Origin of the sequence: Sphingorhabdus sp. EL138 (assembly GCF_900258045.1) — a bacterium.
Taxonomy (GTDB): domain Bacteria; phylum Pseudomonadota; class Alphaproteobacteria; order Sphingomonadales; family Sphingomonadaceae; genus Parasphingorhabdus.
The window spans coordinates 816,694-840,538 of sequence record NZ_OGVD01000004.1 but is presented as its reverse complement, the minus strand read 5'-3'; the positions used below and the strand labels follow the sequence as shown (position 1 = coordinate 840,538).

Annotated in this window: 23 protein-coding genes and 2 tRNA genes; 15 read left to right on the top strand and 10 right to left on the bottom strand. The window is 52.3% G+C overall.

Annotated features, from left to right (window positions below):
• The first annotated feature begins 6 nt into the window (after window positions 1–6).
• Window positions 7–621 carry a pyridoxamine 5'-phosphate oxidase family protein gene (locus DK507_RS13890; RefSeq protein WP_109356936.1) on the top strand — a complete coding sequence of 205 codons (615 nt, stop codon included), beginning with the start codon at window positions 7–9 and terminating at the stop codon, window positions 619–621.
• Between the two features lie 57 nt (window positions 622–678).
• A complete protein-coding gene (locus DK507_RS13885) occupies window positions 679–1,374 on the top strand; it encodes an NYN domain-containing protein (protein ID WP_109357694.1) in 696 nt (231 codons plus the stop codon).
• Between the two features lie 35 nt (window positions 1,375–1,409).
• Here the strand turns inward: DK507_RS13885 and DK507_RS13880 are convergent, their stop codons facing one another.
• Both DK507_RS13880 and ettA read right to left on the bottom strand, forming a co-directional pair.
• Window positions 1,410–1,847, bottom strand: coding sequence for a GNAT family N-acetyltransferase (locus DK507_RS13880; RefSeq protein WP_109356935.1), 438 nt, complete (start codon window positions 1,845–1,847; stop codon window positions 1,410–1,412).
• 88 nt (window positions 1,848–1,935) lie between these two features.
• On the bottom strand, window positions 1,936–3,615 hold the full coding sequence (gene ettA / locus DK507_RS13875; protein ID WP_109356934.1) for an energy-dependent translational throttle protein EttA: 1,680 nt from the start codon (window positions 3,613–3,615) through the stop codon (window positions 1,936–1,938).
• A gap of 114 nt (window positions 3,616–3,729) precedes the next feature.
• Between ettA and DK507_RS13870 the strand changes: the two genes are divergently transcribed.
• From DK507_RS13870 to DK507_RS13860, 3 genes are all read left to right on the top strand, one after another.
• Window positions 3,730–5,118 carry a M28 family peptidase gene (locus DK507_RS13870; RefSeq protein ID WP_109356933.1) on the top strand — a complete coding sequence of 463 codons (1,389 nt, stop codon included), beginning with the start codon at window positions 3,730–3,732 and terminating at the stop codon, window positions 5,116–5,118.
• 2 nt (window positions 5,119–5,120) lie between these two features.
• Window positions 5,121–5,372: a hypothetical protein gene (locus tag DK507_RS13865; protein WP_109356932.1), complete on the top strand. Its 252-nt coding sequence runs from the start codon at window positions 5,121–5,123 to the stop codon at window positions 5,370–5,372.
• A gap of 163 nt (window positions 5,373–5,535) precedes the next feature.
• Window positions 5,536–5,832 carry a hypothetical protein gene (locus DK507_RS13860; RefSeq protein WP_109356931.1) on the top strand — a complete coding sequence of 99 codons (297 nt, stop codon included), beginning with the start codon at window positions 5,536–5,538 and terminating at the stop codon, window positions 5,830–5,832.
• A gap of 183 nt (window positions 5,833–6,015) precedes the next feature.
• On the opposite strand, the gene DK507_RS13855 is transcribed toward DK507_RS13860, so the two are convergent.
• From DK507_RS13855 to DK507_RS13840, 4 genes are all read right to left on the bottom strand, one after another.
• Window positions 6,016–6,092: transfer RNA gene (locus DK507_RS13855), tRNA-Pro, on the bottom strand.
• Between the two features lie 105 nt (window positions 6,093–6,197).
• Window positions 6,198–6,274 (bottom strand) — tRNA-Ile (locus tag DK507_RS13850).
• A 128-nt stretch (window positions 6,275–6,402) separates the two neighbouring features.
• On the bottom strand, window positions 6,403–7,419 hold the full coding sequence (locus DK507_RS13845; RefSeq protein WP_254054388.1) for a polysaccharide deacetylase family protein: 1,017 nt from the start codon (window positions 7,417–7,419) through the stop codon (window positions 6,403–6,405).
• Between the two features lie 36 nt (window positions 7,420–7,455).
• Window positions 7,456–9,159: a HAMP domain-containing sensor histidine kinase gene (locus DK507_RS13840; RefSeq protein ID WP_109356930.1), complete on the bottom strand. Its 1,704-nt coding sequence runs from the start codon at window positions 9,157–9,159 to the stop codon at window positions 7,456–7,458.
• A gap of 178 nt (window positions 9,160–9,337) precedes the next feature.
• Here DK507_RS13840 and DK507_RS13835 point away from each other — a divergent pair, with 178 nt between their 5' ends.
• Window positions 9,338–9,811, top strand: coding sequence for an Lrp/AsnC family transcriptional regulator (locus DK507_RS13835; RefSeq protein WP_109356929.1), 474 nt, complete (start codon window positions 9,338–9,340; stop codon window positions 9,809–9,811).
• A 58-nt stretch (window positions 9,812–9,869) separates the two neighbouring features.
• Here DK507_RS13835 and DK507_RS13830 read toward each other — a convergent pair whose 3' ends face one another.
• Window positions 9,870–11,171: a tetratricopeptide repeat protein gene (locus DK507_RS13830; RefSeq protein WP_162559059.1), complete on the bottom strand. Its 1,302-nt coding sequence runs from the start codon at window positions 11,169–11,171 to the stop codon at window positions 9,870–9,872.
• A 216-nt stretch (window positions 11,172–11,387) separates the two neighbouring features.
• Here DK507_RS13830 and DK507_RS13825 point away from each other — a divergent pair, with 216 nt between their 5' ends.
• The 5 genes from DK507_RS13825 (at window position 11,388) to DK507_RS13805 (ending at window position 17,114) form a co-directional block, all read left to right on the top strand.
• Window positions 11,388–12,146: a YaaA family protein gene (locus DK507_RS13825; RefSeq protein WP_109356927.1), complete on the top strand. Its 759-nt coding sequence runs from the start codon at window positions 11,388–11,390 to the stop codon at window positions 12,144–12,146.
• Window positions 12,143–12,847, top strand: a complete 705-nt coding sequence (locus DK507_RS13820) for an SDR family NAD(P)-dependent oxidoreductase (protein ID WP_109356926.1) — start codon at window positions 12,143–12,145, stop codon at window positions 12,845–12,847. Before DK507_RS13825 ends, DK507_RS13820 begins: the two co-directional genes overlap by 4 nt.
• Before the next feature lie 106 nt (window positions 12,848–12,953).
• Window positions 12,954–15,704, top strand: a complete 2,751-nt coding sequence (gyrA, locus tag DK507_RS13815; protein ID WP_109356925.1) for a DNA gyrase subunit A — start codon at window positions 12,954–12,956, stop codon at window positions 15,702–15,704.
• Window positions 15,701–16,237, top strand: coding sequence for a GNAT family N-acetyltransferase (locus DK507_RS13810; RefSeq protein ID WP_109356924.1), 537 nt, complete (start codon window positions 15,701–15,703; stop codon window positions 16,235–16,237). Before gyrA ends, DK507_RS13810 begins: the two co-directional genes overlap by 4 nt.
• Before the next feature lie 37 nt (window positions 16,238–16,274).
• Window positions 16,275–17,114 (top strand): TauD/TfdA family dioxygenase, encoded by an 840-nt coding sequence (locus DK507_RS13805; protein WP_109356923.1) that lies wholly within the window; start codon window positions 16,275–16,277, stop codon window positions 17,112–17,114.
• Window positions 17,115–17,117: 3 nt separating this feature from the next.
• Here DK507_RS13805 and DK507_RS13800 read toward each other — a convergent pair whose 3' ends face one another.
• Complete coding sequence (locus DK507_RS13800) at window positions 17,118–17,783, bottom strand: lysoplasmalogenase (protein ID WP_109356922.1); 666 nt, start codon at window positions 17,781–17,783, stop codon at window positions 17,118–17,120.
• Between the two features lie 72 nt (window positions 17,784–17,855).
• On the opposite strand from DK507_RS13800, the gene trmFO reads away from it, so the two are divergent.
• Window positions 17,856–19,205 (top strand): methylenetetrahydrofolate--tRNA-(uracil(54)-C(5))-methyltransferase (FADH(2)-oxidizing) TrmFO, encoded by a 1,350-nt coding sequence (gene trmFO, locus DK507_RS13795; RefSeq protein ID WP_109356921.1) that lies wholly within the window; start codon window positions 17,856–17,858, stop codon window positions 19,203–19,205.
• Here the strand turns inward: trmFO and DK507_RS13790 are convergent.
• Together DK507_RS13790 and DK507_RS13785 are read right to left on the bottom strand one after the other, a co-directional pair.
• Window positions 19,202–19,669 (bottom strand): hypothetical protein, encoded by a 468-nt coding sequence (locus tag DK507_RS13790; RefSeq protein WP_109356920.1) that lies wholly within the window; start codon window positions 19,667–19,669, stop codon window positions 19,202–19,204. The genes trmFO and DK507_RS13790 overlap by 4 nt on opposite strands.
• 35 nt (window positions 19,670–19,704) lie before the next feature.
• Window positions 19,705–20,391, bottom strand: coding sequence for a squalene/phytoene synthase family protein (locus tag DK507_RS13785; protein WP_109356919.1), 687 nt, complete (start codon window positions 20,389–20,391; stop codon window positions 19,705–19,707).
• Window positions 20,392–20,530: 139 nt separating this feature from the next.
• On the opposite strand from DK507_RS13785, the gene DK507_RS13780 reads away from it, so the two are divergent.
• The 3 genes from DK507_RS13780 to DK507_RS13770 are packed head-to-tail and all read left to right on the top strand — an operon-like array spanning window position 20,531 to window position 23,845.
• The gene (locus DK507_RS13780) at window positions 20,531–22,540 is read left to right on the top strand and encodes a TadE/TadG family type IV pilus assembly protein (RefSeq protein ID WP_162559057.1); all 2,010 of its coding nucleotides are present in this window, start codon (window positions 20,531–20,533) and stop codon (window positions 22,538–22,540) included.
• Window positions 22,540–23,133, top strand: a complete 594-nt coding sequence (locus DK507_RS13775) for a TadE/TadG family type IV pilus assembly protein (protein WP_162559056.1) — start codon at window positions 22,540–22,542, stop codon at window positions 23,131–23,133. Before DK507_RS13780 ends, DK507_RS13775 begins: the two co-directional genes overlap by 1 nt.
• A 1-nt stretch (window position 23,134) precedes the next feature.
• Window positions 23,135–23,845 carry a TadE/TadG family type IV pilus assembly protein gene (locus tag DK507_RS13770; protein ID WP_254054387.1) on the top strand — a complete coding sequence of 237 codons (711 nt, stop codon included), beginning with the start codon at window positions 23,135–23,137 and terminating at the stop codon, window positions 23,843–23,845.

Below are 23,845 nucleotides of genomic sequence, written 5' to 3'. Positions count from 1 at the left end.
GGCCAAATGAACCAGCCTTTTCTGGACGATATAGCGCTCTCTCTGGAAGAAGCCTGGCGCCTGCTGATCGATGGATCGCAAAACCGCAAATCACCTTTGCATACTCCTGCTGTTGCGACAGTCAGGGACGACGGTCAACCAAGCCAGCGGATCATGGTGTTGCGGGAAGCGGTTCGTGAAGATCGCATGCTGCGATTCAATACCGACCATCGCGCCTCCAAGGTCGCTGATATTGGTAACAAAGGCATGGTTTCCATCCTCGGCTATCACCCCGAAGCAAAGGTACAATTGCGCCTCTCCGGCCGGGGACATATCGAACAGGACAGCCCTGCCTGCGATGCGGCCTGGAATGACGCGACACTCTATGGCAAGCGCTGCTATCTTGCGGCTCCTGCGCCGGGCAGCGCGGTAAATTTGCCAACGTCAGGCCTTGATCCAGATATTGAAGGCCGAAAACCCGAAGGCTTTGAAGTGGCCCCTGCCCGTGAAAATTTCGCGATTTTGCTGGTAGAAATTGAGCGCATCGAGTGGCTCTATCTGGCCCATACCGGTCACCGGCGCGCGATGTTCGACTGGGATTCTGGAAATAATAGCTGGAACGGTCATTGGCTTGTTCCTTAATGGCTTCAAAGGCGTTTTTCCTTGAAGGCGTGTCCTGCCGAGTTCATCAAGCTGGCCATGACAAAATCACATAATGACAATATCGCCCTGCTCATCGACGCCGACAATGCCAGCCATGCCGGTATTGATCCGGTGCTGACCGCACTGGCCGAACTCGGCACCGTCAATATCCGCCGCGCCTATGGCAATTGGCGCAAACAGTCGCTCAAGGGCTGGGTTGATATCCTGCATAAATATGGCATCGAACCGCAACAGCAATTTGACATGACCAAGGGCAAGAACGCGACCGACATGAAAATGACGATCGACGCGATGGACCTTTTGTTCCGCGGTAAAATTGGCGGATTCGGTATCATGAGCAGCGACAGCGACTTCATGCCGCTAGCCATGCGCATCCGCCAGGAAGGCATTGATGTCTATGGCTTCGGCAGCAGCAAGACGCCCGAGGCGTTCAAGCAGGCCTGCAGCCGGTTCATTGATGTCGATGCCCTGATCAAGGCGGACAAGGCCGATGAGCATGTCACCGCCGATGATGACCTGCTCAAGCTGCTGATCGATGCCTATCAGGCCAGCAAACGCGATGCAGAAGGCTATGCCAGTTTGAGCGAAGTCGGCAAGATAGCCGGAAACCGTTCCAGCTTTGATGTCCGCAACTACGGATTTTCACGTCTGTCCGATATGTTCGAAGAGGTCCCGAACTTTCAGACCAAACGGGATGATAATGGGCAGTTATTTGTGAAGCGATTGCGGTAACCGCTGAGATTTTTACTCCAAAAACTGCAGGGATATCAAAGTGCCAAGACTAAGTTCTTGGTCAGATAATATGAGGCGTGCCCTTTGGGGCGATCAGGTAACGTAGCAATATGCTCATAGCCATTTCTTTCATAAAATGGCCTTGCTTGCCAACTGGTTGTTTCGACGAAAGCTTTCTCACAATCTTGTTTCACTGCAAAACTTTCAGCTGAATCGATCAGTTGCTTGCCAATTCCCGTGCCGCGACTTTCTTCTGATAACCACAGAAGTTCAATATGCAGCGTATTCCAAAAGCATGTCGCCCTGATACCGCCAACGACGGTATCGGCCTCGTCCTTTGCAAAAACGAAAAACTTCACCTCGGCTTCATTGGGTTCCAGGTCAGGAATTTCCGATTTATTAAAGTCGGTTATTCCCTTGCTTAAAATATCCGAATCCCGTTTCGGTGGATCAGTGTTAACTTCAATATTCATTGCTTCAGCCCATCGTTTCGAGAAATTGCGAAACCTTCCCTCGTCCGACAACGATTTAGCGAACGAAACTAACCAATGCTGCCAACCCTCACCGCGTCAGTTTCTTATAAGCCACCCGTGTCGGCCGATCCGCTGCATCACCCAGACGGCGGCGCTTGTCCTCTTCATAGCTTTCAAAATTGCCTTCAAACCATTCGACATGACTGTCGCCTTCAAACGCAAGGATATGGGTCGCTAGACGGTCGAGGAAGAAGCGATCATGCGAGATGACCACGGCGCAGCCGGCATAGCTTTCCAGCGCGTCTTCAAGTGCACGTAGCGTTTCGACATCAAGATCGTTGGTCGGCTCATCGAGCAATAGCACGTTGCCGCCTTCCTTGAGCATCTTGGCAAGATGTACGCGATTGCGTTCACCGCCGGAAAGCTGACCGACTTTCTTTTGCTGATCAGTGCCTTTGAAATTAAACGCACCGACATAGGCGCGTGTCTGCACTTCATTCTTGCCAAACTGGAAATAATCCAATCCGTCAGATACTTCTTCCCAGATATTCTTGCTCGCATCGAGATGATCGCGGCTTTGGTCAACATAGCCAAGCTTGACCGTATCTCCCAGTTCAATGGAACCGCCATCGGGTTCTTCCTGTCCCGTAATCATTTTGAAAAGCGTGGTTTTACCCGCACCGTTAGGACCGATAATACCGACAATACCACCAGGTGGCAGTGTAAAGCTCAAATCTTCAAACAACAGCTTGTCGCCAAAGGCTTTGCTCAGATTTTTCGCTTCAATCACTTTGCTGCCCAAACGCTCTGGCGTCTGTATGAGTATCTGCGCCTTGCCAACTGTGCGACTTTCCTGCGCTTCGACCAGATCATCAAAGGCCTTAATACGCGCCTTGGACTTTGTCTGACGTGCTTTCGGAGATTGACGCATCCATTGCAGTTCATGTTCAATAGCTTTTTGGCGACTTTTATCTTCACGCTCTTCCTGCGCCATACGCTTGGCTTTCGCGTCGAGCCAGTTGGAATAATTCCCTTCAAACGGGATGCCTTTACCGCGATCAATTTCGAGGACCCAACCCACGACATTATCCAGAAAATAGCGGTCATGGGTGACGAGAATGACATTGCCGGCATAATCGATAAGATGCTTTTCAAGCCATGCGACACTCTCGGCATCAAGATGGTTCGTTGGCTCGTCGAGCATCAATATGTCGGGTTTGTCGAGTAGCAGTCGGCACAGAGCCACACGGCGCTTCTCACCGCCCGACAGGTCGGTCACTGGGCTGTCACCGGGCGGGCAGCGCAACGCTTCCATCGCTATTTCCAACTGGTTGTCGAGCGTCCAGCCATCTACAGCATCAATTTTTTCCTGCAGCGTGCCCATTTCTTCCATCAACGCATCAAAATCGGCGTCTTCCGGCGGGTCGCCCATGATGGTCGAAATTTCGTTGAAGCGATCCACCAGATCAGCCACCGGACGTACACCGTCCATGACATTTTCCTTCACGGTCTTGCTGTCGTCCAGCTCGGGTTCCTGAGCCAGATAACCGACGCGAATCCCCTCACCTGCCCAGGCTTCACCCTGAAACTCGGTATCCTGACCGGCCATGATTTTCATCAATGTCGATTTACCGGCGCCGTTCTTACCAATGATGGCGATTTTAGTACCAGGCAAAAACTGCAAGTGAATATTATCCAGTACTGGCTTTGCGGCACCGGGGAAGGTCTTGGTCAGACCCTTCATGACATAGCTATATTGGACGGCCATCTGGCGGTATCCTTCGATTTCAATGAGGTTAGATTTGCGCACCGCCTAGCGAAATGAACGCCAACTCGCAAGAGAGCATTGGCAAACGGCAAAAGGCAAGTTAGGCAGTGGGTCATGATAAAAACCACCTCATTGTTCACCCCTCTTGGAACCGCGGCAACGGCGCTCCTCTTTTCCACTGCAGCTTTGGCGGATTCGCATGATCCGGCGGACATTCAGGGCAAGGCGCTGAAGGATAGCCTCGCCTATGAAATAACTGAAGGCCTCACCACTGAAGTGGGCCCGCGTCAGGCCGGAACCGAGGCAGAAGCCCGGGCACGCGACTGGTCGGTAAAAAAGCTGAAAGCACTGGGCTTTCAGAATGTACGCAATGAACCCTTCATGATGCCTACTTGGGTGCGCGGTACGGAAGCAGCCGAAGTGACGGCCCCCTACCCTCAAAAATTTCACGTCACCGCACTGGGCAATAGCGCGAGCACGGGCGAGAATGGCATTGAAGCCGAAGTGGCTTATTTTGACTCCCTCGCCGCGATGCAGGCCGCACCAGATGGAAGCCTTGCCGGTAAAATTGCTTTTGTGACGCATGATATGCATCGCACACAGGATGGTTCCAGCTATGGCACCTATGGGCCAGTGCGCTGGATCGGTCCCAGTATTGCCTCGCAAAAAGGCGCCTTGGCCTATGTGATAAAATCCATCGGCACCGATTATCATCGCAATCCGCACACGGGTAATATGAATTTTCGGGAAGGTGTGAAGTCTATACCTGCAGGCGCGCTATCGCTGCCGGATGCCGATAATCTGGAGCGGATGATCAAACTCGGCAAGCCTGTTACCATGAAACTCCTGATGACACCGCAAAATATCGGACAACAGGAATCCGGCAATGTCATCGCGGAAGTGCCAGGCCGCGATCCTTCCAAGGGCATGATTCTGGTAGCATGTCACCTCGACAGCTGGGATCTTTCGACCGGCGCTTTTGACGATGCCGCCGGCTGCGGTATCGTGACCGCTGCCGCCAAGCACATTATGGATCACGGCAAACCGCTGCGCACGATCCGAATCTTGTGGGCCGGAGCGGAAGAAGTCGGCCTGTGGGGCGGAAAAGCCTATGCCAAGGCGCATACTGGCAGTAAACATGCTATCGCAATGGAGTCAGATTTCGGTGCTGACAATATATGGCGCGTAGAGTTCAATCTCCCGGACGCCGCAGAAGAGTTGGAAAAGAAAATCGCACAAGCGCTCCTGCCACTGGGTATCGGTGCACTTGGCCCTCCGGCCACTGGCGGTGCGGACATACGTGACATAATCGCCAGCAACAATCTTGCTGTGATTGATCTTCAGCAAAATGGTACACGCTATTTCGATCTGCATCACACGCCTGATGATACGCTGGACAAGATTGACCCGGAACAACTGCGTCAAAATGTCGCGGCCTGGAGCACCGTGCTGTCAATCATCGCCAATAGCGATGTCGATTTCACCATGCCACCCAAAGAATAGTGATGCGCAGACTGCCGCTCCTGGTTGCAATTTCCATCCTAACGGCTTGTTCAGAAGCGCCGCTTGAGGATCAGAGCGAAGAGGCCGTTACGGAAATTGAAAGGCAGATCGAAGGCGACGCCAAATCGCTGGAAGAAGCGGCAGATGAAGCCGTCAGAGTCCTGGAAGCGGAAATTGAGGAAGAATTGACAGCGGACGGATTTGCACGTCCCGTTCCAACAACACCGGGCGTTTCCGACGATCAAGAACAGTAACAAAGCATCTCTCTATCGGACCGTTAATGGTTAAAATCCGGTCGACCATATTAACTATATCCCGATAGCCGACTTTAGCTCGCATTCCGTATCTCCTGAATATCGGTCAAAGTGCCGGTACCAATCGCATGCCCCGAAATTTGCGATGATTGGAGAACAGGATATGATTTACGGCGATTCACTGCACATTGATGCACAGGTCAGACAGAGCAATTCGGGCAATATGCCCTGCGTGGTCAAAACCATATCGGACACCATCATAAAGATCGAATGCGCTGCACAGCTCAATCCCGATATCGCATTGACCCTCAAAATACCGAGCATGAACATATTGACCGCCAACCTTCTGTGGAAGAAGGACGAAGAATATGGCTGCCAAATCGATTATACATTTCACCCTGCAGTCATCAAAAGCATGATGGAACGGCTCGATCGCAAACGGGCAACTGCTCTGGTTTGATTTTATTCTCGACCAGCCAAGTGCTGTGTTAGCTTACAAACAACGACACCAACACGTTCCGGATTGTGCATCGGGAGCGATAACTGTTTTAAATGGCCGTTACTGTAGAGTCAGATCACCCTTCGCTTACGCTCGGGATTTTTTCGGTCGCCAATCCCCGGATCGGTTTTTGATCCGAAAAAATGGTCGGGGAGACAGGATTCGAACCTGCGACCCCCTGGTCCCAAACCAGGTGCGCTACCAGCCTGCGCCACTCCCCGACGCGCGCTTCCCCTAGCGATGATTCAGGGAAAAGCAAAGAGTTTTTACGTCTATTTCAAACCTAGCGTAAAAAGGACGACCTGTCGCCCTGTTTCACAAGAGGTTGGTGGGCCCGGAGGGACTCGAACCCCCGACCTAGCCGTTATGAGCGGCCAGCTCTAACCAACTGAGCTACAGGCCCCAGAACAACCTCATTTCCATAAATTCGGTTCTTCAAGGATCGCTCCGATAGCGGAAGCGCGGGCGATTTGGCAAGCAGCTAAACGAAATAATTGCGGGAGCCGGATTTGTCGGCTCACCAGGCAGAAACTATTTGTCCTTCAAACCGGCGGCGGCCATCAACTGATCGAGACTTATTGGTGATGCACCGCGTTCCAGCAAATGGTCAATCACCTCACGCCACCAGTCGTAAAACCGGTCCAGATCCTCATCTGTTTTCACATAAGGCGTGTGCCCTGCCGAAAGCGACGGTGAATGAAAGGAGAATACCAGCAATTTCAAATTATCATCAAAGGCAATATCAATAGCTTCTTTGGCTTCCCGTGCTGAAACGCCTTCTGGCGTTAGCGGAATGCGCTCCAGTACCTTGGACTTGGAGAACAGCGCGCCAGCCATTTTTGAACGGTTAAACAAAGCTGACAAAAAATCGCCCTGCTTTCTCAGAAGTCCTGAAAAAACCGTGGTCAATGGCAGTTCCAGCAAACCTTTTTCATGATCAAGCCAGAAGGGATCAGGGCCGATATGCGAAAAATCCGGCCCCGACTGATCCCGATAATCAAACCGCGATCGCACGCTGCTATCAATCAGGAAACCATGTTTTGCGAGAATTTCGATGCTATTGGGTCCCACACCATAGCGTCCTGCCCGATAGATTATTGGTCGCTTTCCTGTCCGGTCCTCTATCCCGTCACTCAGGGCGACAATTTTCGCCTCCTCCAACTCTTTCGGAAGATTGCCGGCATAGCTATTGTATGGACTGGTTTCCTCTTCAAAAGGTGGATTGATCCACGGGTGCAGGTGGACACCAACGGATGCATTATTTGACGCCGATACAGATTTCAGAAACGCCGCAGCCTCGTCATTCTCTATGATTGAATAATCGACGAAATATATGGGTTTTATATCATATTTCTCAACGAAGGATTGAAAGCGTTGGAGCTTTCCAACGGATAGAGTCGTGTGACCAGTTCGTTTAAATGGGCCGTCCCAGTCAAATTCCTCTTCAGTATCAACACTGATCAGAAAACGGCGGCCAAAATCTGCCGGAAGATGCAAATGTTTGTTCTTTTCAAGGCTGCCAGAGCCCTGTTGTGCATTTGAAAACATCACGGCCCCTTTTTTAGATCGCACTGCCTTATTCGACTATTCGAATTCCGTTTCCTTAACACCAATTTCGCTAGTCGTGGCGGCTGGCAGGGTCAAGGCTATCCTCTCATCCGATATGGTGAGCGTACCGTTGGCCGACTTTGCCAGATTACGCACCAGGCGGAGCGAAAATCCCAATCCCAAAAGCGGGGTATCGCTGCCATCACCCTCTATGCCGTGGGAAGGATCGAGTAATTGTTCTTCCGATACACCCTGAATACGGGAAGGACGAGAGAGGCTAAAATAGTTGACCGGCTGTGAACCTATCCGAGTCCGCAAATCCGCTCGTAATTCCTCGCCATTCTCACAGGCGATAATTGCTGCGGATAGCAATCGGGCAAAGATCCGTTCCACGGATTCACTTTCCAGAGCAAAGGGGCGGACCGGTTCGGCCTTGGTCATGTGCAGATCGACCGATTTACTCTCGGTCAAACTTTGCAGACGCTGGGCGAGACGTTCCATAAGCCAATCAGGTTCGGTTAGACCGGACTGGCTTTCCATCTGACCCGCATCGATTTTCGCCGCGATGTCCAGATCTTCAAAGCCGGTCAGCAGTCTCTGCGCTTCATCCATGATACTGCGTGACAACGTGCGATACTCAAAGGATGCGGGCCCGAACAGCTGCTGCTCGATGATTTCGCTAAAGCCAATAATCGCATTAAGTGGCGTACGTAGTTCATGAATAAGCTGCTGCAATTGCTCGCGCCGCTCTACATCAAGACTGTTCTGACGGGCATCTTCGGCGGCATTCGGGCGCCTCATGACACCGCGATACCCTTTGAAGCGACCGGTTTCGTCACCAAAATACGGAATGGCTGACATCCGCCAGTCCCCTGCTACAATCGGTGCACCGCATAAACGCATCCGTGCATTTTCCAGCGGCATTCTCTGGCGAAAGGCCGCTGCGCCATATGCATCAGGACCAGGTCCATCATCGAAGGTAGGTTCTGCAATTGTTACTCCCACGATAGCGCCTTTGGGTGGCCCCTCTGCCCAAATGATCGTACCGCTATCGTCGGTTTCAAAGTTAATCCCGTCTATAACGTCAACAAAATAGCTGCGATGCTCTGCATCGGTCATGGAGGATTGGGCTACTTTTGCTTCACGATTACGCTGATAGTCTTCTATTCTTGCAACCAATGTGCTGATTTGGGATGCATCATCCGTCTTTTTATCAGGTTCTCCGCTGTTCCGAACATCATCAGGTGCGGCATCCACTGCATCCACGTCTTCTAGCGTGTCGTCATTCGCCGATATCAGGGGACCCGGATTGTCCGTTCCTCCCCACGCGTCCCGATTCAATACATCTCTTGTAAGCGGTCCCAGATCAGAGCGGGTCCGCAAAATGTTGCTTCCCCGGGCTGACAATTGAGGGATTACATCAACCCATTCTTCATCCTGAAGATCTGCCGCAATTATCGCTGCATCACATACAGCATCATTATCGGCACAAAGATAAACCAGTAATGGTGCTGACCTTAAACGGCCGTTTAATGCCTGTACCGCCGCAATTCGGTCAGTTTCATCAACGCGCTCATGCAAATCACGCAGCCGCGTGAGACCAGACTGCACATCATCATTGACCAGGCGTCCGGGTTTTTGCGCCATCAGGTCAGCGACCTGACGCCATTGCAGCGCAGCGGCACTGCCTTCTGGCAGAGAGCCTTTGAGCACTGTTTTCAGACGATCATCGTAACGCAATGGCAATTCCGGAGTGAAGGGTTTAGATGGGCTTGTTAACAAGTTGATAACCCCAACATCCAGATACCGTAACCCCCGAATATGTCGCGTCACAATGTGGGACAAGTGGGCAGCTGTTGCTTGGTGCGCTAATTATATTATAAGAAGATATTGATTCGCGAACGGAAATTGCAGAGATATGCCCGACATAAATTTGGACGAAATTGACTTACAGATTCTGGAACGGCTGCAGAATGAAGGGCGTGTTACCAATGTCGAATTGGCCAACAGCGTCGGACTAACTGCTCCCCCCTGTCTGCGGCGAATGCGCGCGTTGGAAGACAGTGGGATCATCACAGCATATCATGCAGCGATTGATCCGGCAAAAATGGGCTTTACGATCACTGTCTTTGCCATGGTCAGCCTGAAAAGCCAGGCAGAATCAGATTTGAAGGCGTTTGAAGAGCATATCGAACAGCTTCCCGAAGTCCGCGAATGTTACATGCTGAACGGCGAGATCGATTTCATGCTCAAAGTTGTGGCAAAGGACCTTCAGGAATTTCAGGACTTCCTGACCAGCAAATTGACCTCCGCACCCAATGTGGCCAGCGTCAAAACGTCTCTGACCATCAGATCCGCGAAAAACCTGCCGGGCGTCCCGATCGGAGAGTAAAAGCAGCCGTAAAAAAAGGGCGTCAGAAGCGCCCTTTTCTTGATAAGAATTATATTGCTTAGCTAGCACTCGGCTCCACTGGAGCAGGCGCCGCACTGGCTGTACCCGCCGCTTGCTGATCAATCCACAATGACCAGAAATTGGCAATATCTTTGCGGGTGCCGGTGACGCCTGAAAATGCCTGCTTGGCGCCATCCCAATTTTTTTGCCCAACATGAGAAATACCAAGTCCCACTTGTGCCCGTGCGGTATCTACGCCGCCCTTGCTCATGGCAGATTCATAAAGCGACGCCGCTTTAGCATAGTCTCCGTATCCCAGCAGGGCATCGGCCGTTGCCAAGGCGATCTTGCCATTAGCCGATTTGGCAGCATCACGCTCGGACGCACCCAGGCTGGCTTTGTCGGCAGCGACCGAGCTACGCGCGGAAGCAAGTGTCTCTTTCACGTAAGAACTGGAAGATGACACATCGCCTTTTGCGAGCCCCTCTTCCAAGAGCGACACCACTTCACCGGGTAGTCGGCGCGGATCAGCGGCGTCGGCATATTCAAAATAATCCCGTTCGCTCGCCATCGCGTCGGCCTTTCGCATCAGCCGCATCAATTCAAGATTTTCCTGATTCGACAGTTTCGGGTTCGCAGAATCCCGATAAACAGACAGCGCGGCGCGCCAATTTTCTCCTGTTGGATAAGCTTCAACCAGTTTGTAGGTCCACTTGCCCGCAGCTCCGTTGACGTTGTTTTTCATCGCCATGCCTGCACCGCGACGATACCAGTCTTCTGGGGCCTTTGCGCCACCAGCCTTTTCCGCCTCTAACGCACGATCGAGCGCTGCAAGACCTTCCTGTGTCTTGTTCTGTTTAAAATAGGCTTCTGCTATCAACGCCCCAATATTGTTCTGACGATAACCTGCATCAAAGGCTTGCTCGAGCTTTTGCTGTGCCTCGGGATAGCGTCCGGCAGAGTAGGCAAAATTACCAGAGAAAAACAAGAAGGATGGCTGCTGTTCAGCAGATGTTCTGCCACTGGCGAGCGAGGCATTGATTCCTTTTTCCTGAAGAGGAGGTTCTTTCAGGGTCGTGCCCAATTGAATGGCAAGCTGTCCTGCCGCAAACTGGTCATCACCTGTTAAAGGCTCAGCCAAAAGCGCTTCCACCAGTGGCTTTGCCGAAGCAGGGTTTTCGCTCGCCATCGCCTCTTGAATAGCGGCAACTTTTGGGCGGACTTCTTTGCTGATTTCAATTTTGGCGGCCTTGTCCTTTTTCTTTTTCTGGGCATGCGCCTCTTGAGGTACAGTTGAAATGGCTAATGTTCCAGCAGCAGCCAGAGCAACGGCCATAGAAAAATGAGATAGAAAACGCATAAAATTCCTCCGAATAAAAACTTTGTGTCACCGAACCCGTATCGGATTTTCGAATATGGTTGCACCATAAACTGTCTTGGCTTTATTACCAAGTTTCACATGCTTTTATAGAGTGAATCCGCTGAATAGTTGTTGAACGGAGATACTTGTAACCGCCTCTGTGCACCGACAAAATGTATAAGGGTGTAAATTCCCCAACTATGAGGTTAGTTAAACGTGATTGCCATTATCTCACCTGCCAAGTCGCTCGATTTTGAAAGCGAACTCCCTCCTTATCAACCAACTGAAGTACGTTTTCCGGATGAGACAGCACGATTGGCCGGAGCGATCTCAAACCTGTCGAAAAAGAAACTGAAGTCGATCATGCCCGTTTCGGACAACCTGATCGATCTGAATTATGGGCGCTATAGCCGTTTCTTCGATCAACCCGAACGTGCAGCGATCTATGCCTATAGCGGCGATGTTTATACCGGCTTTGAGGCCCAGAGCCTAAGCAAAGAAGGATTGCACTTTGCTCAAAGCCATCTGCGAATCCTTTCGGGTCTGTATGGCTTGCTCCGTCCCCTTGACTCGATCAGGGCTCATCGCCTTGAAATGGGAACGAAATGGGCACCGCGATACAAAAAGTTGACCGACTTCTGGAAAGACAAAATCGCGAAAGAGCTTGCCGGAGATTTGGAAGGATCAGAAGAGCGCGTAATTGTAAATCTGGCCAGCAATGAATATTGGGCGGCAGTCAAACCGCATACGAGCAAACTGAACGCCCGGATTGTCGAAGTCGATTTCCGCAAAGACGGACCGGATGGACCGAAGTTTATCAGTTTTGAAGGCAAGCGTGCCAGAGGCATGATGGCGCGGTATATCTGTGAGCACCATCTGCAGGATACTGAAGCGCTTAAGGGCTTCGACAGCGATGGATACCAATTTGATGCCAAAAACAGCACCAAGGACAGTCTGCGCTTCGTGCGCTCATGAACAGCAAAACTGCGGTTGTAGTAGGAACCTCGGGTGGCATCGGGCGCGCCATGGCCGATGCGCTGGAACAGGAAGATGAATTTGATCGGATAGTTCGGTTTTCGCGTGGAACGGATAGCCCGGTAAAGCTTGATGTGACATCCGAGGATTCGATCCAATCGGCGGCTGACTGGCTGCAGGAACAGGATATCAAACCGCACCTGATATTTGTCGCAACTGGGCTGCTTCATAATAAGGAAAACGGGCCCGAAAAAAGCATGCGGGAGCTGAATACCGAATGGGCGCTGGAAAATTACCAGATCAATGCCATTGGCCCGGCCCTGATTGCCAAACATTTTTTGCCGTTAATGCCAAAGGGCGAGGTCACGAAATTTGCAGCCATATCCGCCCGTGTTGGGAGTATTTCTGATAACCGGCTAGGCGGATGGTATGGATATCGGGCTGCAAAGGCGGCATTGAATATGACCATCCGTAACCTTTCGATCGAATGGGCGCGCAAAAACAAGCGCAGCATCATCGTCGCTTTGCACCCCGGTACTGTTGATACCGGCCTCAGCAAGCCATATCAGAGCAATGTTCCGCCCGGCAAACTGTTTGACCCCGAACGCGCCGCTGTGCAGCTTCTGGACGTTCTCGACGGCCTGAAACCAGTCGATAGTGGCAAGATTTTCGCGTGGGACGGGGAAGAAATCAAACCCTGAATCGAACGGTTAGTTTTTCGTGTAAATTCGACCCGAAAAGCTGGCTTTTAGAAGCCGCTTCCCCTAGAAGAATCGACAGAAAAAATCCTATGAAAAAGGGCCGTTTGTGAACGAACAAACCACAGCACCAGAACCATCTGATATTGAACCAATTGATATCGTCGATGAAATGAAATCGAGCTACATGGACTATGCCATGTCGGTCATCGTCAGCCGCGCATTGCCCGATGTTCGCGATGGTCTGAAACCCGTCCACCGGCGGATTTTATTCTCTTCTCAGGAAGGGGGCTTCGTCGCCGGACGCCCCTATCGCAAATGCGCCAAAATCGTCGGTGACGTGATGGGGAACTATCACCCCCATGGCGACAGTGCCATTTACATGGCTCTGGCCCGAATGACGCAGGACTGGTCAATGCGGGTGCCGCTAATCGACGGTCAGGGCAATTTTGGCTCCATGGACCCGGATATGCCTGCGTCCATGCGCTATACCGAAGCGCGGCTCAACAAGGTTTCAAACAGCCTTCTCAACGATCTCGACAAGGATACGGTCGATTTCATCGACAATTATGACGGCAGTCGGCAGGAACCATCGGTTTTGCCCGCACGCTTCCCCAACCTGCTCGTTAACGGGGCAGGCGGTATCGCTGTCGGTATGGCAACCAACATACCGCCGCATAATCTTGGCGAAGTCATAAACGGTTGCCTTGCCTATATGGATAATTCGGGGATTACAGTCGATGAACTCATCGATATCATTCCCGGTCCCGACTTTCCGACAGCGCCCCTGATATTGGGGCAATCCGGCGCAAAATCGGCTTATAAGGAAGGGCGCGGCTCGATCATGATGCGTGCCCGGCACGAGATTGAGGAAGGTCGCGGCGACAAGCGATCAATTGTTCTGACATCCATTCCCTTTCAGGTCGGCAAGTCGGCACTGGTTGAAAAAATTGCCGAAGCAGCCAAAGACAAGCGCATTGAAGGCGTGTCCGACATTCGTGACGAGTCAAGCCGTGCCGGTGTGCGGGTGGTCATCGACCTCAAGCGCGACGCGACTGCTGACGTGGTATTGAACCAGATCTGGCGTTTCACCCCTGCTCAATCCAGCTTTCCGGCCAATATGCTGGCCATTCGCGGCGGGCGTCCAGAAGTACTCAACTTGCGCGATATTATCGAAGCATTTGTTAAATTCCGCGAAGAAGTCATTACCCGGCGAACAAAATTTGAATTGAACAAGGCGCGTGAGCGGGCTCATGTCTTGCTCGGCCTGGTCGTCGCCGTCACGAATATGGACGAAGTGGTCCGGATTATTCGTGGTTCATCGACACCGGCAGAGGCCCGCGAATCCTTGCTTGCCCGCGAATGGCCGATTGCTGAAATCGCCGGCTATATCAAGCTGGTTGAAGCCATAGAAACTGAGGTAGAAGGCGATATTTACAAGCTTTCCGCCGTTCAGGTAAAAGCCATACTGGATCTGCGCCTGCAGAAACTGACGGCTCTCGGCCGTGAAGAAATTGGCGATGAGTTAAAAGAGCTTGCAGCCGCTATTGAAGAATATCTCTCAATATTGGCTGATCGTGTAAAGCTTTATGCCGTGATGCGCGAAGAGCTGGAGACGGTGCGCGATGAATTTGCAACGCCGCGTATCAGCGGAATTACCGCTGCCTGGGATGGTCTGGAAGATGAAGACCTGATGGAACGCGCCGAAATGGTCGTTACGGTGACCCACGGCGGTTATATCAAACGGACGCCCCTCGATACGTTCCGTGCACAGCGACGCGGCGGTAAAGGCCGTGCCGGGATGGCTACCAAGGATGAGGACGCGATTACTGAATTATTCGTTACGTCCACCCATACGCCGGTGCTGTTCTTCTCCACCCATGGCAAGGTTTACCGCCTGAAGGTTTGGAAACTGCCAGAAGGCGGACCTCAGACCAAGGGGCGGCCGATGGTCAACCTGTTACCATTGGCGGATGGTGAAACAATTTCGACCGTCTTGCCACTGCCGGAAGATGAAGCCGAATGGGGCAAACTGCATGTCATGTTTGCGACTGCCAAGGGCGGCGTAAGACGTAACAGCATGGACAGTTTCACAAACGTTCCATCCAACGGCAAATTTGCGATGAAATTTGACGAGGATAGCGATGATCACCTGATCGGAGTGGAATTACTAACCGACGATGACGACGTGCTGCTGGCAACCAAGAATGGCAAGGCAATCCGCTTTGCCGGCGATGCCGTTCGCTCTTTCCAGAGCCGCACATCCACCGGCGTCCGGGGGATCGCGCTGAAAGGTGATGATGAGGTTATCTCCCTATCGGTATTGCGTGGGTTTGAAGCCACGACGGAGGAACGCGATGCTTATCTGAAAGCCGCGCCGTGGAAAGAGAATGAAAACACTTCAGAACTGCCGCCTGAACGTCTCGCAGAATTTTCGGAAACCGAGGATTTCATCCTTACCGTATGCGCCAACGGCTATGGCAAACGCTCGAGCGCCTTTGAATATCGCCAGTCCGGTCGCGGTGGTCAGGGCATCCTGAACATCGACAATATCAAGCGTAACGGTACCGTTGTCGCGAGCTTTGAGGCCAAGAATGAAGAGCAGATCATGCTGGTCACCGATCAGGCCAAGCTGATCCGCATGAAAGTCGCGGACATGCGCGTGATCGGCCGAAACAGCTCTGGCGTGAAGCTGTTTGACGTCTCACCGGGTGAAACAGTTGTTGGCGCGGCCAAGATCGATGAAGAAGATGAGCCAGAGAATGAAGCCGAGGAGCTGGTTGCCGAGGAATTGGGTGAAACTGATGGCTCGACAGAAACCGGCGCAGAAACCGAAACCGGGGATGATCCCGAAACATGACCGCCAGCGCACCGAGCTTTCTGGTTAAAGACGGTGCGCTGAGCTGGCCTGAAATATCGGATATGCGGCAATGTATTTATCCGCCCGAAAAGCTGATCCACACGCCGATGCACGGCATCGAATGGGCACACGCGCAAAGACGGGTGCTACTTTATGTGGAGGACGAGGTCAGAGCTGTCGCCGGCATCCACGAGCGCGAAGTCCTTTGTGATGGCCAGAAAACAAGAGTTGCCGGAATTGGCGGCGTCATGACCGAACCCGAGTTTCAGGGCCAGGGTTATGGAAAACAGGTGATGCTTCATCTCATGGAACTTTTAGAAACCGAAGCCAGTTGCGCACTCGGCCTCCTGTTCTGCGAAGATCATAATGTTGCCTTTTATGACAAACTGGGATGGAAATTATTCAAAGGCGATATGGTGGTTGAACAACACGGTATAACCGGGCCATTTGCTTTCAGGAACACGATGGTCTTACCCATAAACGGCCCCGCGAAAATGGACGGTCATATCGATTTATGCGGATTGCCGTGGTAGGCTCTTTGGCTATCGGGGAATTTGGGGAGAGGATTATATGTCGATTGTGGTCACGCCATCAGGTCAAGCTTGCGGAGCTGTTGTCACCGGACTGAACCTTTCCGCCCCGTTAAGTGACGAACAGGTGGCAGAAATCCGCACTGCCTGGTTGAAATATCACGTGTTATCGTTCCCGGAACAAAAAATGTCCGACGATGATCTGGAACGATTCACTCTCTATTTTGGCGGATTTGGACATGACCCGTTTTTCGATCCGATTAAAGGCCGGGAGCATATTGCGGCCATAAGGCGCAATGCCGATGAGACATCACCACTTTTTGCCGAAAACTGGCACAGCGACTGGAGTTTTCAGGAAAAACCGCCCGCCGGCACTTGCCTGCTTGCGGTCGAAATTCCACCTGTTGGCGGCGATACCCTGTTTGCTGACCAGCATGCGGCGCTTAATGCCATGCCCTCGGAGATGCGGGCAAAGCTGGAAGGCAAGACGGCCATCCACAGCGCCCGGATGGCCTACGCACCTGACGGCGCCTATGGTGAAAAAGACGAAGGGCGCAGCATGGATATTCGCCCTGACGAATCAGCACGAGAAACACAGGTTCACCCGTTGATCCGTGAACATCCCGAAACCGGGCAGCTCGGTCTGTTCAGCTGCATGGGCTACATAATTGGGTTTGACGGCATGACGCAACAAGAAGCCCTGCCCTTGCTCACGGAACTATATGCTTGGCAGAGCCGCGAGGAATTTGTCTATCGCCACAAATGGGAGCCTAACATGCTGGTCATGTGGGACAACCGCTCGGTATTGCACTGCGCAACGGGCGGCTATGAAGGCCATAATCGGCTTCTGCACCGGACAACAATTGCCGCCAGCGCCTGATTTTCAGGGGTTCGGTATTGCCATTTCTTTGCGCAATGTCCGGACCACGCCGGTAACGATCAGAAATTGCCCGACATAGTAGAGCGGCCAAATAGTCCAACCCGGAATGGCAGAATTCTGAAGAAAACCCATTTGCGCAAAAATAAACAGATCAGAGATGATGAATAGCAAAGCGCCAATCCCAACCCGATAGCGGGGAAAGCTGCTGGTCCACGCCATCGCCGCCATGACCGCCAAAAACAGGCTGTAAACCGCAAGTCCCAGAGCTTCTGAACGATCAAAGGGCAGCGACCAGGCGATGAACATCGTGATGGGAACCAACAATAGCGCAAAGGCTTTCTGGCTGAACGAGGTCTCGGGCCGCCGATGTCGCCAATAGAGCCCAATCGCTATGCAATGTCCGACAATGAATGCCCCTGCCCCGGCCATCAGGTCAAATTCGATCAACATATCGCCCAAAGCGCCAAAAGCCATGACCGCCGCGATCAACTTGCCTTCAAAATTATGCGCCCGCCGCAAGGCGTAAACGGCCAGAAACCCGACACCTGCCCCCTTCCAGAACATCAGATACATGCCCGGAATATTGCCATCTTTCACAAAGAAATAGCTGATACCGAACAGCAGGCTAAGCAGCAGATAGGGCCGGGACTCGATAATCGCGCGTTTCATACCGACGGCCTATCATGGTCGCTCCCTCTCTGCCAGATTGACTTTTGTAACTATCGGCAACACAGAGACGCCATGACAGATGTTCACATAGTTGGCGGCGGACTCGCCGGATCAGAAGCAGCATGGCAATTGGCAGAGGCTGGCATAAAAGTACGCCTTTCAGAAATGCGCGGAAGCGGCGACATGACGCCTGCGCATCAGACAGACGGACTTGCAGAACTGGTCTGTTCCAACAGCTTCCGCTCGGATGATGCGGAGAAAAACGCTGTGGGCTTGCTTCACGCTGAAATGCGGGATCTTGGATCCATCATCATGGGTGAAGGCGACAAGCACCGCTTGCCCGCAGGTTCTGCACTGGCCGTGGATCGTGATCATTTTTCCGACGGCGTCACCAAAGCACTGAGCGAACATCCGAATATCGAGATTGTCCGCGAACGGATTGACCAGCTGCCCGAAAGCGGTCTGACCGTCGTCGCAACCGGCCCGCTCACTGCCATGACGCTGGCAGAAAGCATTGGTGCAGCGACCGGAGAGGAATCCCTCGCCTTTTTCGATGCCATTGCACCGATTGTCTATAAAGACAGCATCAATATGGATATCGCGTGGATGCAGTCGCGATGGGACAAGGTCGGCCCCGAAGGTGATGGCAAGGATTATATCAATTGCCCGATGAGTAAGGAACAATATGAAGCCTTCATTCAGGGGCTGCTCGACGGCGAAAAGACAGATTTCAAGGAATGGGAGAAGAATACGCCCTATTTCGAAGGCTGTATGCCGATTGAAATCATGGCGTCACGTGGTCCTGAAACCCTGCGTTTTGGCCCGATGAAACCGGTTGGTCTCACCAATGAACATACCGGCGAGAGCGCTTATGCGGTGGTACAGCTGCGGCAGGATAATGCGCTCGGCACACTCTGGAACATGGTTGGTTTCCAGACGAAGCTAAAATATGGCGCGCAAGCCGAATTGCTGCGCACCATTCCCGGCCTTGAAAATGCCGAGTTTGCCCGCATGGGCGGGTTGCACCGGAACACGTTTATCAACGCGCCAAAATTGCTCGATAGAGAAATGCGTCTAAAGAAAGCGCCACATATTCGCTTTGCCGGTCAGATTACCGGTTGCGAAGGCTATGTCGAAAGCGCTGCAGTTGGCCTTATGGTCGGCCGCATGGTCGCGGCAGAGGTCAAAGGCGAAGCATTTGGCTATCCACCGCAGACGACTGCTTTCGGTGCTTTGCTCTCCCACATCACCGGCGGCGCCGATGCCCGGGACTATCAGCCAATGAACGTCAATTTTGGACTATTTCCGCCTTTCGAGCAGCGCGTAAAAAAGAAGGAACGGAAAGAAGCCTACACCGCCCGCGCCCGAAAAGATTTTGTAGACTGGCAGCAATCATTTCAAAATGAGCCGGAGGCCGCCTAGCATTTGCATCGAGATGCCGTTCGCTTGGGCCTGGTACTTCTGAACTCGGATCGCGTCAGCTGCCCGTTTCCGTTTGCGTCTGCACCTGCAAAACGATCACTTGTAGCAACCGCCCATTCTTCAAAGGTCAGCAGGTTGTTTCCGTCCTCATCCAACGCTTTGAAAGCCTTCGTGCGGCTGCTCATCAGTTCAAGCCGGGTTATAACCTCGTCACGATTACGATCATAGCGGTTGAACCGTCGCTCTTCACGGGATGCTTTATAGGCTCTAGGCGGCGTTGGCGGAGGTGGACCAAGTGCTGGCGCCATTTCGTCGGCTTCTGGCAAGCCCTCAGGTTCCGTCAGCTCTGGAGGCGGCGGCGCTTCCGGAATTACCACTTCCTGACCGCTCGCACCAATCCAGAGGAACATTCCTGCGGTCATCAACAGCATCATACTTCCGGCGCCAGCAACATATCTTTTCATGTGCCGCCTGCCCCTTCATGATGTTTTGCCTGGTGTTAACAGCCGGTCACGCCATGCCAGATGATCTTACTAGCGACCGCTGGACGATAAAGATCGGCTGTTAACGATCCTTTTTTTACATCACTTTGCGTCAATTTACAGAAAATTGAGAGCGGTCGACCGCTTCTGTCAAAACTCACCGGATCATCGCTACTATATAGTTGGATACATTTATTGAACGCCTGCTCTCGCATTTTTTCATCGGAACAATAGCGGGCAAAGTCCCAAAGGGCCCAAGCTTGTGCGGCTTTCCTTTGTTTCATGCTAAGGGGACTGGAACCGCCGCTCGCAAAAGAGAAAAGTCCTCCGCCCCGTTTCTCCGCATATTGATCGAACTGTCGATCGTCCCATGGAAAATCTTCGAGCAAATATTCCCACCCTTCCAAAAGATGCAGCAGTAGCGACAGATCAGCTCCCTTTTGCTCTGCCTGATTAATCAGTGCCACCAATGGCTCGCCGGTTGGGCGTTCAGTTACAGCCTTGGTTAAAATATCCCGCCACCAGGTTAACCGCATTTGTCCAATCAATGTTTCCGACGTTGACCGGATAACGTCGGCAAATCTAGCGTCCAATGCAAAAACAAGGGCATAGCGTTCGCGATCAGGCTTCTTTGCATAGGCCAAAACCAGTCGCCGCAAAGGATCAAGTTGTAAAACCGCGTCATTCATGCCGGTGCCGTCCACAGTTTTCCAACGAAAATCAAGGTAAAGATTGCTTTAACCATAGCCCTTGGTCAGCCGCTAACCCTTTTCTCTCTATCAGACACGCTGAATTCAAATCCACCGGCGTGAATTAATGGCGCATAGATCAGAGGCCAGGGGCATGGTTGACAAAAACGAGATGAAATCGCGAGTGTCATTTCTACAAAGGCTGCGCAAAGACGCCGCCGGTAATACATTGGCAATGGCGGCTGCGGCTCTTTTCCCTATTGCAGGTCTGGTCGGCGGCGGTGTCGACATCGGCCGCGCCTATATGGCGCAAGCGCGGCTCCAACAGGCATGTGACGCCGGCGTTCTTGCCGGGCGGCGTAACATGACCCAGGATACTTTGACGGCGGCCGATATAGCTGAGGCCAACAAGTTTTTTGATTTTAACTTTCCTGAGGGATCTTTTGGATCAACCGCTTTTGACGCAACCATCACGGACAGTGATGGAACCGAAGTTTCAAAAAATAAAATAGCCTTTACCGACGGTGCCGATCCCCGGGTTGTTAATGGCGAGGCGCGAACCACGATCCGAACCACGCTCATGCGCGTTTTTGGCTATGAGAACATGGTCATCGAAACAGACTGCAGTAGCCGCCTTGATGTCGGTAATGTTGACGTAATGATGGTACTCGACGTCACCGGTTCTATGGGTAACAACGTGTCGGATGGCGGCACCAGGCTGGACGCGTTGAAAGTCGCAGTTGAGGATTTTTACGGAATATTAGGTCCCGGCGGCGGTGTTTCAAACGAACAAATCCGTTACGGCTTTGTACCCTATTCCAGTACCGTCAACGTCGGTGAAATCCTGTATGATGCTGATCCAACCTGGCTTACCGGGGGCACTGCAGGTGATCGGGCGACTTATCAAACCCGTAAAGCGACTTTCGAAGTCGAGGATAAAACGGATCCCAGATACAGCATTACAGAGAATGAGTTTGTTGAATCACTCGCCCAGCTTGACGGACCAGAATGCACGGATCGATATGCGGAAAACCTGAATGTCGAGACCTATTTCGTCCCCGATCCATCAGGCAATCCCCTGATCATATCAGAGTCGAGGACCGGTGACCTAAAAACAGTCGTTTCCGACGTTTTTGAATACAGATCATGGGATGGTAGTACCGATGCGCCGCCAGCCGGAGCGGTTGGCAGCGCCTTTTGGCGTCAGTGTGAACGCACCCGGACCAGAACCACAGAAGTCATTCCCGTGATCCAGGTTGACAAATGGCAGCCGGGGGCAGTCCGCATTACAGACTGGTCTTATGATGCTGAGACGCATGGTGTCTATGATTATGTGCGTTCTATCAAACCCGCCAATCCCGCAGCACAAAATCCGACGACCGACGGTGAAGACCTGGAACGCTGGGACGGCTGCATCGTTGAGCGCAAATCCAATGCGTCCATAACCACGGCCACAACTGCCATCCCGACGGATGCGCTTGATCTGCAAATTGATCTGTTGCCAACGGATGCAGATTCCAGATGGGCTCCATTCTGGCGAGATTTAAAATATGATCGTGCAGATACAAATACAGCGACGTCAGGGTCAAAAATTTCTTTGAGCGGAGATTCAGCAGCCTGCCCGGCACCCGCCCGGAAACTGCAATCTTACGCGACCTATGATGATGGTTCGTCAAATGATCTGGAAAGCTATATCTCCGGATTGCAGGATGGTGGTTTCACCAACCATACCATCGGCATGATCTGGGGCGCTCGCTTGCTGTCAGAGGACGGATTGTTCAAGGCTGAGAATTCTACCGCACCAAATGGTTTCAGCATTGGCCGGCATGTTGTGTTCATGACCGACGGCAACATGGTAATCCGGCAGACCAATTATGGTGCCTATGGCTATCAAAAACTGGATAGCAGTATCGCGGCTGCAAATGCTGGCGATACAGAGTTGGCGGCGCGGCAAGCCCACAGGTTCCAGTTAATGTGCGCTGCAGTCCGCGCAAAGGGTTGGACCGTCTGGGTCGTTCAATTTGGTTCTTCCACCGTGTCGGCGAACATGTTGGCCTGTGCCAGCAGTCCCGGTAACGCCGCTGCGGCAACCGACAGAGCAACCCTTCAGGCTGCTTTCTCGAACATTGCACAGAAAATCGGCGGATTGAGGTTGTCAAACTGATGAATATACAATCGAGACTTTCTCGCCTGAACCGCGACCAAGAGGGCGCAACACTTATGGAATTCGGCCTGATCGCTGGCCCCCTGATCGTGTTGCTGCTCGGTATCATGGAGATTGGCTATCAAGGCTATATCGACACTTTGTCAAAATCCGTGATGCACAAGGTCGCGCGGCAAGCCTCGGTCGGTGGCAAAACCGAAGCCGACGTCAAGGCCGACGTTGTAAAGGGATTGGGCCCGCTTCTACTGAAAAATGCGACAGTCGATGTCAAAGTTCGCAGCTATTTTGAGTTTACCAATATCGGAAAACCGGAAAAGCTGACCACAGACGTCAATGGTGACGGTAACCTCGACAGCGGAGATTGCTATCTTGATGGTAATGGTAACGGCGTATTTGATGTGAACACCGGCAGAACCGGAACCGGTGGGCCCGACGATATTGTGAACTATGAAATCACTATCAATTCTCCGCGAATATTTCCGCTGGCCGGCATGTTTGGCGGCAGCAAAAGAATGACCAGCTACAACGCTACGGCCGTCCGGAACCAGCCTTATGGTTCCCAGGTTGCCGACCCAGAATTGTGTGAGCCGTGATATGAACAATATTTTGAAAAAATTTACGCCAAAGAAAATCGTGCCTGACAACCGGGCAACGCGGTTTCTCGGTAAACTCCATCAGGACAAGAGCGGCCTGGCGCTGATCGAATTTGCTTTTGTTGCGCCGTTCATGCTCACGATCGGCCTGACCGGAATGGAAACCGCCAATCTCGCTGTTGGACATTTGCAAGTCAGTCAGGTCGCTATGCTTGTCGCGGATAACGCGTCACGTGTCCGCAACAGTATTGATGAGGCTGACATTCGGGAAATTTTCACTGGTGCCCATCTGACTGGCAGCAGCATCGACTTTTCGCCCAATGCCAGAATTATCCTGTCAAATCTGGAGCATAATGGTTTGGCTGGTGCGGATGAAGGACAATGGATCCGTTGGCAACGCTGCTATGGCGGCAATACAAGCTATTCATCCAGTTTCGGCGCTGAAGGCGATGGAGAAACCGATGCGTCACTGGCTTCGGGTATAGGACCGACCGGCAAGAAAATCTCGGCTACGCCTGCGTCAGCTGTCAACTTTGTCGAGGTCATATACGACTACAAGCCTCTGATATCAGATCGCTTTTTTGGAAATATTGTCATCCGTTATGAAAGTGCTTTTGTGGCGCGTGAACGCAATGACCACGCGATGCGAAATGCCAGCAGTATTCCGAACGGACAGAAATGGCTGTGTAGTCGCTATGACGTCATAACCTGA